Source organism: Streptomyces sp. CNZ287 (assembly GCF_007827615.1).
The window spans coordinates 239,476-251,542 of record NZ_VISV01000008.1; the positions used below are offsets into that span (position 1 = coordinate 239,476).

Sequence of the window (12,067 nt, forward strand, 5' to 3'; positions counted from 1 at the left end):
TCTCCATTCCCCTACCCCCGTGGTCTACCCGCAGAGCGTAGGCGGTGACCGGGGGTGGGGATGAGGGGGGCCGGGATTGTCGTTGCCGTGCTGTCACACCATCGTCGTGGGGCGGTGATCTCCGCCCGCGGTGGATCAGCGGCGGTCACGGGCCTTGCGGGGCCTCGGCGCCGCGGGGCTCCGGGCCAGGTCAGCGGCCTTTTTCCCGCCGGGGGCGCGGCCCGGCTGCCGACCCGTGCCGCGGCCGGGGTCCCGGTCCGTCTCCCGGTCCGCCGCACCTCCTCTTCCGCCGAGGGCTTCTCCCGCCTCCCCGGCCTCCGCCTCCTCCGCCGCCTCCTCCTCCGCCGCCTCGGCGTCTTCAGCGTCTTCGGCGTCCTCCGCCCGCAGCGCCTCCAGCGCCGCCGACAGCCGCCGCAGCGCCGCCAGCGTCTCGCCGAACCGCGCCTCCCCGCCCAGCCGGTGCGCGAGCCGGCCGGCGAACTCCGCGTGCCCCGGCCCCAGCCGCGCCAGCGCCCGCCGCCCCGCGGGGGTGGGGCGGAGCAGCTTGGCGCGGCGGTGCGCGGGGTTCGGTTCGTACGCCGCGAGCCCGCCCGCCACCAGCACGTCCGCGATCCGCTGCACGCTCTGCCTGGCCATGCCCAGACCGCGCGCGACCCCGGCGACGGACAGCGGCTCGCGGCGGACCGCGTACAGCACCTGCCAGCGCGCCGCCGTCAGCCCCGCGGGCGCGGCCAACCGGTCGCCGCGCGCGAGGAACTGACCGCCGAGCCGGAACGACGCCGCCGCGGCGGCGTCCAGGAGCGCGGCGGCGCCGACGGCGGGCACGCCGTCCTCGTCCGCCCCGCCGTCGCCGGTGCTCTCGCGCATGGTCCGCCGCCCTCCGCTTTCCGTCGCTTTTCGGCCGGTTACGCGCAGACGGCCAGGTAAACGGTTCTGCAGGCCCGGCACCCGCCTTCCGGCACGACAGCATGCTGTCAAAAGGACAGCATGCTGTCGATCACCGTCACCCGGTGCGCTTATCGTGTGGGGGCATCCCCCATCAGGAAGGCCCACCGCATGACCCCCGCAGGCGCCGTGGTCCGGCGCGACACGCTGCGTGCACAGATCGCCGACGCCCTGCGCGACGAGATCCTGGCCGGCCGGCTCGCGGCCGGGCAGAACATCACGGTCGGCGAGATAGCGGAGCAGTACGGGGTCTCCGCAACCCCCGTACGCGAAGCCCTGGTCGACCTCTCCGCCCAGGGTCTCCTCGATGTCGAGCAGCACCGCGGCTACCGCGTGCACGCCTTCACCCTCGACGACTTCCGCGCCATGGCCGACGCCCGCACCGTCGTCCAGATGGGCGTCTTCCGCGCCACCCCTCCGCACATCGTCGACCCCCCGCCGGGCGCGCTCGTCGCCATGCGCCGCCGCGGCGAGGAGGCCGAACGGGCCGCGAAGGCCGGGGACCTCGACGTGCTCGTCCACTACGACCTGCGCTTCTGGCGCGAGATCACCAGCCTGATCGGCAACGACTACATCACCGAGTTCCTGGAGCGGGTGCGCATCCACTGCTGGGTGTTCGCCGTGCCCTATCTGCGCGCGGCGAGCGAGGACTGCGTGCCCGGCACGTTCTGGCAGGGGCACATGCAGCTCGTGGAGGCGATAGAGCGGCGTGACGTGGCCGCCGCCGAGGAGGTCGTACGGACGTACAACCGGCACTCGCTCGAGCTGATCGAACGCCTCGCGGGCGGCTGAAGGCCGCTCCCGGGGCCGGGTGGCCGAGACCCGGCGGAGGCGGGGCGCGCTAGCCGGCCGGGGGGTGCTGCGCGGCCGCCGTCAGCGGCTACGCTGAGCCGAACCGCGCAGTTAAGGAGCGTACCGCTTGGCCTGCGACCTCTGGCTGGTGCCCCTCGTCGACGTCCTGTGCCACAGCCCCGACAATCCCTTCGCCGAGGAGATCGCCGCCTACGACGCGGCGCTGGCGCAGGCGGGGCTGCCGCCGGTGCCCGTGCAGAGCTACATGCCGGGCCTGTCCGGGGACGTCGCCCCGGTCGCCGGCTTCGACTACGACGCGCTGCACTTCCTGCGCCGCGCGTACCTGCTGCAGTTGTGCGGCCTCGAAGTCACGCCGGTCGGCGAGCTGGGCGGGGACTACGAGCAGTTGCTGGAGATGTTCGAGTCCACGGCGCAGCAGTCGCACCTGGTCTGGCACTACGACCACGCGGGGGCGTACGTCCCCGTCGACTTCCCGCATCCGCTGGTGACGGAGGAACTGCTGGCCGGCGGCGGGCCGCTGGGCTCCGCGCAGGGACTCGTGCGCGAACTCATGGCCGTCGCCCCGGCGATCGGCATCGACCCGGACAACCCGCCCCCGGCCCCGGCCCCGCCGCCGGGGCCGACGGAGCTGTCGGAGCCGGCGGCGACGGCGCCGGCGGACGGCGGGGAGTTCGCGCAGGAGCGGCACGTGTGGCTGGGACTGCACGCGGCGGCGACGCGGAGCCTGGCGCAGGGGTCGATGATCGTCTTCAGTTGACGGCCGGGCCGGCGGCGCGGCCGTCGCCGGACGACGCCCCGGGGCCGCCGGCTCCGGGGCGGTCGCCATCCGGGCCGTCGGCTTCGTGGCCGTCGGCTTCCGGGGTACGGGCCGGGGCGGCGGTGAAGTCCGTGCCGTTGCCCGGCACGCCGACGCCGCGCCAGGCGAACGGCAGGCCCGTGGCCCGCCGCGGATCGGGGCCGTCCATGAGCTGGAAGTGCAGGTGCGGCTCGCTGGAGTTGCCGGAGTTGCCGCACTCGGCGAGCTGCTGCCCGGCCCGTACGGCATCGCCTTCGCGGACGGTCGCCGAGCCGCGCCGCAGATGCGCGAAGAGAGCGTACGAACCGTCCTCCAGCTCCAGCACGACGTGGTTGCCCACGATCGCGCCGATGCCGGCACCGGCGGCGACCGAGCGGACCATCTGCTCGACGACCATCAGGTACGCCAGTCCGAGGACGGTGTTGCGGGCGCGGTGGTCGCGGTGGGCGGAGCCGGCGACGGTGACGACGCGGCCGGCGGCGGGGGCGAGGACGGGGGCGCCGAACGCGGGGAAGTCCCGGTTGGCGGGGAAAGGCGGCCACCAGCGGAGGGCGGGAGCGGACGCGGCTTCCGGGGCGCCGCCGTCCGCGCGGGCGTTCCCGGGGGCGCGGATGATGTCGATGGCGTAGGTCTGGGCGAGGAAGTGGGTGCCGTGGCTGGGCACCTTGTCCGCGGGGCTGTTGAACGCGCGCCAGCGCCCGGCGACGGGGGAGTGGAGGACGACGGCGCCGGGGAGCGCCCCGTCGGCACCGGGTGCGTCCTGCGCACCGCGCCGCCGCAGGGCCCGTACGGCACCGAGGGCCAGCCGCACGGCGATCTCCGCCATCACGGTGCCCCAGACGGCGACGGCGACCCACAGCACCACGCGCCCGGCGCCGCCCGTCTCGACGCCGGCCAGCGCCGTGCCCACCAGCGCGACGGTGGCCACCACCTGCGCGCAGCGCACCACCCCGACGACCCGTGCCCACCTCACGCGTAATCCCCGCTCATCCTTTGCCGCCTGCCCCTTACCACTGTGCCCTACGGGCGTGGGGCGCCGATTCGCCCCGCGGGCCCGGGGTGGGGAAGCGCGGCGGTGCGGCGGTTCGCTCGGCTAACGCCCCGGGGGTTCCGGGGGGCGTTGGCGCGGCATGGTGGGGCGTAGGCCGGCCGGGGGGAGGGGGGCGCGGGCCTGGGGCTGGGTCTCGGGGCAGCGGGCCCACGCCAGCGACTGCGTCGCCAGCGCCGCCCGGCCGCCGCCGAACGCCACCATCCAGTCCGCCGTCTCGGCCCGTACCAGCTCCGTCACGTCCTCCGTGAAGCGCCGCAGCACCACCAGGCACCGCTCCGCCGCCTCGCTCGCCGTGCCCTCCGTCGGGCCCAGCACCTCCCGCACCGACTCCGACGCCCAGTCGAACTGCAGCGCCTCCAGCCGCCGCTGCACCGCCTGCGCCGTGGCCACGTCGCGCATCCAGCCCGCCGTCACCCCGAAGAAGCGGTCCGCCGCCAGGCACGCCAGCGCCGCGAACAGCGCCACGAACGCCCAGCCGGCGAACCGGTCCGGCACCGTCTCCGTCAGGTCCAGCACCGGCAGCGCCGCGCCCGCCGCCGCGCACACCGCCGCCGAGGCCCGCAGCGCCCGCGCCGCGCGGCGCTTGACGCGGCGGGCGGCCAGGTACGACTCCGCGGTGTGCAGCGCGCCCTCCTCCGCCCACAGGTACAGCTCGTCCAGCCGCTTGGCCGGGTCGCCCCAGTCGCCGAGCGGGAACGGCCGGGCCAGCAGCTCACCGGGCCGCGCCGCGGAGCCGGGGCCGCCGGGGCCGCTCCCGGCACCGTCCGCGCCGCGCCCTCCGCGGCCCGCCCGGCTCCTGCGGCCGAAGAGGCCGCGCCCGCCGCGGCCTTCGCGGGTGGCGCCGGTCGCGGTGCCGGTCGTCCGGGTCTCCTCCGAGTGGTTCATGACGGGTCTCCCTGCTCGTCGTTCGAACTCGTCTGCTTCTGCCGGTTTCCGGCTTGACCTCTGGGTTCTGTGGGCTCTGTGTGACGGACGTGACGTGTGATGACTGGGCAATCGGATGGTGCGCCCGCGGCGGCCTTCCTACCGCCGAACGAGGGGACACGAGCCGAAAATGGCGTTATTTACCCTCGTAAGGAGTGGTTGACCGGGTATGGGGGCGAAAGCGCCGTCACCCGGACCGGTGGCCCGGGAGCCGACCGTTAGGCTGACCCCGTGAAGGTCCTCGTCATCGGCGGCGGCGCCCGCGAACACGCCCTGTGCCGCGCCCTCTCCCTCGACCCCGGCGTCCGCGAACTGCACTGCGCCCCGGGCAACGCCGGCATCGCCGCCGTCGCCCGGCTGCACGCCGTCGACGTGCTCGACGGCCCCGCCGTCGCCGAACTCGCCGCAGGACTCGGCGCGGACCTCGTCGTCGTCGGCCCGGAGGCGCCCCTCGTCGCCGGTGTCGCCGACGCCGTACGGGCGCGCGGCATCGACTGCTTCGGACCGGGCGCGGAGGCGGCCCGGCTGGAGGGGTCGAAGGCGTTCGCGAAGGACGTGATGGCCGAGGCCGACGTGCCCACCGCCCGCGCCTACGTGTGCACCACCCCCGAGGAGGCCGACACGGCGCTCGACGCCTTCGGCCCGCCGTACGTCGTCAAGGACGACGGCCTCGCGGCCGGCAAGGGCGTCGTGGTCACCGGGGACCTGGAGGAGGCACGCGCGCACGCGCGCGCCTGCACCGCCGCCGGGCAGGTCGTGATCGAGGAGTTCCTCGACGGCCCCGAGGTGTCGCTCTTCGCGGTCACGGACGGTGAGAGCGTCGTACCTCTGTCCCCCGCACAGGACTTCAAGCGCGCGTACGACGGCGACGCAGGACCGAACACCGGCGGCATGGGCGCGTACACGCCGCTGCCGTGGGCCGACCCGAAGCTCGTCGACGAGGTCGTCGAGACCGTGCTCCAGCCGACCGTCGACGAGATGCGCCGCCGCGGCACCCCCTTCGCCGGGCTGCTCTACGCGGGTCTGGCGCTCACCTCGCGCGGCGTACGGGTGGTGGAGTTCAACGCCCGCTTCGGCGACCCCGAGACCCAGGCCGTCCTCGCCCGGCTGCGCACCCCGCTCGCCGGGCTGCTCCGGGCCGCCGCGCAGGGCCGGCTCGCCGCGTTCCCGCCGCTGGTGTGGAGCGACGACGCGGCCGTCACCGTCGTCCTCGCCGCCAAGGACTACCCGGCGAAGCCGCGCACGGGCGACGTCATCACCGGACTGGACGCGGTCGAGGCGGAGGACGCCCCGGATGCGTACGTCCTGCACGCCGGTACCAAGCTCGATGACTCCGGCCACATCGTCAGCGCGGGCGGCCGGGTGCTGTGCGTCACCGCCGTGGGCGCCGACCTCACCGCCGCCCGTGACCGCGCCTACGAGGCGATTCGGCGGATCGGTCTCGACGGTGCGCACTACCGCGGCGACATCGCCGCGCGCGCCGCGGAGGCCGCCGCCGGCTGAACTTTCACGGCGTCCCGACCTTTGCCCAAGGCCATTCCATCGGGTGACCGGGCGGCGGTCCTGCTGACGTGGCCGCGCCCCCCAACTATGGTGCACCTGCCCGACGTACCGGCCGTCCGGTCGGCTTCGTCCGGGCAGTGGGGGCCTGATCAGGCCAACTGGCCTACCGGCATTGCACTGGCCGTGGCCGGTGCGACAGTGGTGGAGTACGGCTGTTTCGCCTCGTTACGGCCGTCGCCCTACCCGTCGGCGGTTGAGGGGGTGAGGTACGGACGTGTCCACAGCGACCGGTTCGGAGGCGGGTGCGCAAGCCGCCCGCTCCCGCGCTCTCGCCGTCCTGCGCGTACGGGGGGCGGCCCTCGGGGTCGTCCTGCTGCCGGCGGCGGTGGCCGTCGTGCTGCTGGCGGGCTCGGCCGTGGGGCGCGTCGACGGGGTGCTCGCGGCGCTGCGCTGGCCAGTCGTCGCGCTCGCCGTCCTGGCGCCCGCGCTGGCCGCCGCCGTCGCGCGGTCCATCTCGCGCGCGGAGCCCGCGGCCACGCTGACCGTCCCGGTGCCGCGCCGGGCCGCCCCCGACCTCTACCGCCTCGTCGGCGACCTCGCCGAGCGGCTGGGCGTGCCGGTGCCGGCGGCGGTGGCGCTCACCCCGGACTGCGACAGCTGGCTGGAGGACCCGGGCCCCGCCCCGGCGGGCGTGCGGAGCTGGCTGCGGCGCCTCGGCCGCCGGGCGGCCCGGGAACTGCGCCCCCGCGGGCCCGGCGGCTCGGGCTCCGTCACCGTCCCCGGTTCGCGTACGGCCCCGGGCCTGCCCGGTGCGGGCGACGCGGCGGTGTTCGGCTCCGGCGACGGGCAGGGCGCGCCGCGCGGCCCCGCCGCGGAGAGCCACGCCGCCGCGGCCGCGGCCCGGCGGCAGGCGTCGGCGGAGGCGTCGTACGCGCCGAACTGGCGCGAAGTCGTCGAGCGCGCCACCGCCGACCCGGAGGGACCGGTGCTCGTCATCGGCTCGCCGTTCCTGTGGTGGATGCGCGTCGGCGAGCTGCGCGCGGTCCTCGCCCCGGTCGTGGCCGGGACGGCGGCCTCGGCCCAGCCCGACATCGCCGCGGCGCGCCGCTTCGTACGGGCCCTGGACGCGGCGGCGGCGCTGCCGTCCCGGGCGCCGGGGAGCGCGGAGGGCCCAGGGACGTACGAGGCAGCCCCCGGGCCGTACGACGCGGGTCCCGGGCCGTACGAGACGGGCGTGGGCGCCCCGCTCGGCGGTCCCGACCCGTACGCCGCCGGCCCCCACCCGGCTCCCGGCCCCGCCCGCCGGGGCCCCCGCGCCCGCGCGGGCCTGCTCTGGCGGCGGTTCACCGGCGGCATCGCACGGCTGCTGCTGCGCGCCTGCGGCGAGCACCCCGTCGAGATGGAGCGCGCCGTCGCCGCCGCGGCGGCCGAGCGCGCCCAGGCGGTGGACTACGGGCTGCGGATCGTCGCGCAGGAGCAGGTCGGGCTGGCGTACGCGGGCTGGGACCGGCTGCTGACCCGGGTCGCGCTGCCCGCCTGGCGCATGGGCCGCTGGCCCTCCCGGCTCAACGCGGGCGTCGTCTCCGCCCTCACCGAGCTGTCCCGCCGCGACCGCCTCGCGGAGGGCTTCGCCACCCGGCTCGGCGAGCGCCCCGCCTGCGACCTGCTGGAGGAGCCCGGCATGGTGGACGAGGCGGCGTCGCTGCTGGCCGCGGAGCTGTTCAGCGGCCCCGGCGGCGCGGCCACCGGTGCCGTGGTCGGCGGCGAGCCGGCGGCCGGGTTCGCGGGGGTGAGCTGGGAGCAGTACCCCGACGAGGTGGTGGACCGGAAGTGGCGGCTGGAGGCCGCCCGGCTGCACGCCGTGCTGGACCGGCTCGAAGACTGCCCGGAGCCCGCGGGCCGCCCCGACCGCGGCACGCTCGCCCGCGTCGTGGACCGGCTCACCGTGGGCCCGGACGAGGTGGACCGGATCGGCGCCGCCCTCGCCCGGGTGCAGCAGCAGAACGTGCCGGCCGGCGGGGCGGCGCCGCTGACGCCGCCCCGTACCGGCCGCGAACTCCTCGTGGACCACGTCCTCGCGATGGTCTGCTGCGCCGCCGTCGACACCGCGGGCGCGGCCCCGGGACTCGACTGGCTCGACGGTCCGGTGCTGCGCACGCGCCGCGGCGGCAGCCCGGCGGCGGCGGTCCGCACGCTCGTCGAGACCCGCGACGACACCCAGTTGCGCTCCTGGCTTACAGCCGCGGGTGTACGGCCCGAGAAGCCGGTTCTCCTGGTCTGACCTGACGGTTTCCGGAACCGCCACCCTCGTACGGGCGTCATGTCGAACAAATGTCGGCGTTCCGTGAAGACCTGTTCGCGTTATGTGATGTCTGGGACTCGCCGATCCACGCGGGGGCGAGGGAGGGAATCGGCCCGTGGTTCACGACAGCATCCGGCGATGGGAGTCCGGGGCGCTCGCGCATGCGGTCTCCGACCCGTTCGCGGCGGGGCCGCTGCCGTGGCTGCACGCCGGGGAGGAGTCCTTCGAGGACGGCCGCCTGGTCCCCTGGTACGTCGACGCCGCCACCACCGGCGACGGCGGGGTCCGCCTCGCGAACGACGTACTCCAGCAGATCAAGGGCTTCGCCGCGCCCTCCTGCGCCGAGCCCGGCGAATCGGTCGACTTCCGCATCTCCGTCGACCCGCCGCAGGAGTTCGCCGTCGACATCTACCGCATCGGCCACTACGCGGGCGACGGCGCCGCGAAGGTGACGAGCAGCCCGCGGCTCGCCGGCATCGTGCAGCCGGTGCCGCTGGCCGCCGGGCGCACGGTCTCATGCCACCACTGGTGGCTGTCCTGGCGGTTGCAGATCCCGTCGTACTTCTCCCCGGGCGCGTACGTCGCGGTGCTCACCACCGCCGACGGCCACCGCTCGCACGCGCCGTTCACCGTCCGCTCCACCGAGCCCGCCGACCTGCTCCTGCTGCTGCCGGACGTCACGTGGCAGGCGTACAACCTCTATCCCGAGGACGGCCGTACGGGCGCCAGCCTCTACCACGCCTGGGACGACGAGGGCTGCCTCCTCGGTGAACCGGAGGCGGCCACCACGGTCTCCTTCGACCGCCCCTACGCGGGCGCCGGGCTGCCGCTGCACGCCGGCCACGCCTACGACTTCATCCGCTGGGCCGAGCGCTACGGCTACGACCTCGCGTACGCGGACGCCCGCGACCTGCACGCCGGCCGGGTCGACCCGACGCGCTACCGCGGCATCGTCTTCCCCGGCCACGACGAGTACTGGTCGGCGCCGATGCGGCAGGCGGCGGAGAAGGCCCGCGCCGCGGGCACCTCGCTGGTGTTCCTCTCCGCCAACACCATGTACTGGCAGGTCGGCCTCGCCCCCTCCGCGGCCGGCGAGCCCGACCGGCTGCTGCACTGCACCAAGCGCCAGGGCCCGGGCCGCCCGGCGCTCTGGCGCGAACAGGGCGCGCCGGAGCAGGAGTTGCTGGGCGTGCAGTACCTGGGCCGGGTGCCGGAGCCGCGCCCCCTGGTCGTACGGAACGCGGACCACTGGCTGTGGGAGGCGACCGGCGCGCTGGAGGGCGACGAACTGCCCGGCCTGGTCGCGGGCGAGGCGGACCGCTATTTCCCGCGCGCCCCGCTCCCCCAGCACACCGGGCGCAAGCTGCTGGCCCATTCGCCGTACCCGGACTCGCGCGGCATGCGGCGGTACCAGGAGACGTCGCTCTACGAGACGCCGGCGGGCGGGCTGGTCTTCGCGGCGGGCACGTTCGCGTGGTCGCCGGCGCTGGACCGTCCCGACCACGTGAACAGCGTGATCCAGCGGGCCACGGCGAACCTGCTGGACCGGATCTGCAAGCGGGAGTGAGCGGCGCCCCCGCGCTGCGCCCGCCGCCCGATGCCCGCCGCGCGGCAGGCGCGCGGCAGGCCCCCCCGCGTACGGAAGACCGGGTACATTGGAGATGGAGGCAGCCGATGCCCGAGACACCGCCCCCGCGCCGGCAGGACGAGGCGGCCGAGCCCGTCGGAACCGCCGAGGTGGCCGGAGCCGCCGGAGCAGCCGCCCGCGTGCTGTGTGACGTACGGGCCCTCGCGGACGAACCCCCTGTCCCCTCCGGCGTCCTGTGGAAGCTGGCCGAGCCGGGCCGCCAGCTCGACGCCAACCTGATCCGCCTGCCCGCGCACGCCCGCATCGACACCCACGCAGAACTGGACCTCGACGTCCTGGTCCTCGTCGTGACAGGCACCGGTGTGCTGGACACCCCCGAAGGCCCCCAGCCCCTGGCCGCAGGCGCCCTCCTGTGGCTCCCGCACGGCTCCGCCCGCAGCCTCTCGGCGGGCCCGGAGGGCCTGGCGTACGTCACGGTGCACCGCCGCCGCCCGGGGATGCAGATCGGCCGCCGCGCGGAAGGCTGAGGTCCTGGAGGCGGACGCTGGCGCGCAGTTGTCCACCGCTGTGGAAACGGAGCCCGAGTTCAGGTGCAGGCGTCCTCGACGGCTACTCGGCGCACTGTGCGCAGCGTCGACCGGAGACTGCCCGGATCGGTCGAGCCCAGGGCGAGGCGGATCGCCTGTGGTGTGTGCATCGAGGTGGTGAACGGCTCCGCCGTGGTGACCGAGATGTGCCGGCGCGCGAGGGTGGCGGTCAGGCGGTCGGCGCGTGCGTCGCCGGGCAGCGGCAGCCAGGTGAAGTAGGACCGGGGGTGTTCCAGGTGGTTGCCCGGATGGCGCGTTCGAGCGAGGCACCGGTGGTGGGGATGGGCTCCAGGTCGAGATGGAAGGCGTGTTCCCGGCTTACCAGGCCCATCGCTTCCAGCTCGGCGTACAGATAACCGTGTGCGGACGAGGGCGACCACTGTTACGTTGCCGGAGGCCGTGCGAGAGATCGAGGAGGTGGTACCCGTGAACGCAGTATCGACATGGGTGCTCCCCTCCGGGGTCGCGGTCGGGCGATAGACAGGTCGTCCGGGAGCGCCGTTCCAGTGCACTCCCGAAAGGCACGACCATGCACTTTACTTCCGGACAGCGCCTCGACGACGGCGTCCTCGAACGCGAATTCACCCTCGGTGAGATCCCCGGCATCCTGTGGACACCCGCATCGGCATCCGCACCCGCGCCGCTGATCCTGCTCGGCCACCCGCCCCTCGGGCTGCGCAAGATGTACCCCCGACTGGTGGCCCGGGCCCGGAGTTCCGCGGCGGAGGGCTTCGCCGCGGCCACCATCGAGCTCCCCGGAAGCGGCGACCGGCCCCGTTGGCCCGCCGCCGAGCAGGCCCGCGCCGACCTGCGCCAGGCGATCGAGGCCGGCGGACCGGTCAGCGACGAGATCGTCGGCGCCCTCATCCTCCCGCTGGTCGACAAGGCGGTCCCGGAATGGCAGGCCGCCCTGGACGACCTCCTGTCGCTGCCGGAGATCGGCGGCCCGGTCGGGCACTCGGGGGGAGTGATCTCCATCGGCATCCGGCTGGCGGTGGTCGAGCCGCGCATCGTGGCCGCCGGGTTCTTCGCCGGGAGTTTCGTGCCCCGCGCCATGTTCGAGGAGGCCCGGCAGGTCACCATTCCGCTGCACGTCCTGCTGCAGTGGGACGACGAAGGGAACGACCGGCAGGCGGCCCTTGACCTTTTCGACGCCTTCGGCTCCAGGGAGAAGACGCTGCACGCCAACATGGGCGGGCACACCGGCGTCCCACAGTTCGCGGGGGACGCTGCGACGCAGTTCTTCACCCGCCATCTGAAGTGAGGCCGGGCCGTCAGACCGGCAGCAGACCGTAGCTGATGTCGGCTGCACGCCGCTCAGCGAAGACGGGTACCGGCCCTCCGTAGCTCTCTGCACCGCGGGCCCCTGCTGAACTCTCGGCAGGGGCCCGTTCTGTCGGAGGACGTGAAACGAGGTGATTTCTGCGGAGCTTCGAGTGCCGCCCGAACTCGTGAACAAAGCCATCAGGAGTTCTCGACGACCACCGCCGGGGGCCTGGCGGTACTGATGAAGTCGTAGATCAACGTCCGCGAGGCATCACGGGCTCGGTCAAGCTCG

At 75.1% G+C, this 12,067-nt stretch carries 9 protein-coding genes and 1 pseudogene; 7 read left to right on the forward strand and 3 right to left on the reverse strand.

From position 1 onward, the window contains the following. Positions 1-310: 310 nt before the first annotated feature. Positions 311-867: pseudogene (locus FB457_RS17340) on the reverse strand (MarR family winged helix-turn-helix transcriptional regulator); the annotation flags it as partial. Positions 868-1,056: 189 nt separating this feature from the next. Here FB457_RS17340 and FB457_RS17345 point away from each other — a divergent pair. Together FB457_RS17345 and FB457_RS17350 are read left to right on the forward strand one after the other, a co-directional pair. After that, positions 1,057-1,737, forward strand: coding sequence for a GntR family transcriptional regulator (locus FB457_RS17345; RefSeq protein ID WP_047017050.1), 681 nt, complete (start codon positions 1,057-1,059; stop codon positions 1,735-1,737). Between the two features lie 127 nt (positions 1,738-1,864). Next, positions 1,865-2,515: a hypothetical protein gene (locus FB457_RS17350; RefSeq protein ID WP_047017051.1), complete on the forward strand. Its 651-nt coding sequence runs from the start codon at positions 1,865-1,867 to the stop codon at positions 2,513-2,515. Here FB457_RS17350 and FB457_RS17355 read toward each other — a convergent pair. Continuing rightward, entirely contained in the window at positions 2,508-3,527 is a 1,020-nt protein-coding gene (locus tag FB457_RS17355) for a M23 family metallopeptidase (RefSeq protein ID WP_047017052.1), read from the reverse strand. The two genes, FB457_RS17350 and FB457_RS17355, sit on opposite strands and share 8 nt — an antisense overlap. 120 nt (positions 3,528-3,647) lie before the next feature. Then, entirely contained in the window at positions 3,648-4,490 is an 843-nt protein-coding gene (locus tag FB457_RS17360; protein WP_047017053.1) for an SLATT domain-containing protein, read from the reverse strand. A gap of 270 nt (positions 4,491-4,760) precedes the next feature. Between FB457_RS17360 and purD the strand changes: the two genes are divergently transcribed. From purD to FB457_RS17390, 5 genes are all read left to right on the forward strand, one after another. Then, a complete protein-coding gene (gene purD / locus FB457_RS17365) occupies positions 4,761-6,032 on the forward strand; it encodes a phosphoribosylamine--glycine ligase (protein ID WP_047017054.1) in 1,272 nt (423 codons plus the stop codon). Between the two features lie 274 nt (positions 6,033-6,306). After that, positions 6,307-8,313, forward strand: a complete 2,007-nt coding sequence (locus FB457_RS17370; RefSeq protein WP_145782331.1) for a hypothetical protein — start codon at positions 6,307-6,309, stop codon at positions 8,311-8,313. 136 nt (positions 8,314-8,449) lie between these two features. Then, positions 8,450-9,901: a N,N-dimethylformamidase beta subunit family domain-containing protein gene (locus FB457_RS17375; protein WP_145782333.1), complete on the forward strand. Its 1,452-nt coding sequence runs from the start codon at positions 8,450-8,452 to the stop codon at positions 9,899-9,901. Between the two features lie 107 nt (positions 9,902-10,008). Next, positions 10,009-10,449: a hypothetical protein gene (locus FB457_RS17380; RefSeq protein ID WP_486589047.1), complete on the forward strand. Its 441-nt coding sequence runs from the start codon at positions 10,009-10,011 to the stop codon at positions 10,447-10,449. Positions 10,450-11,038: 589 nt separating this feature from the next. After that, entirely contained in the window at positions 11,039-11,773 is a 735-nt protein-coding gene (locus tag FB457_RS17390; protein WP_047017057.1) for a hypothetical protein, read from the forward strand. The last annotated feature ends 294 nt before the right edge of the window (positions 11,774-12,067 follow it).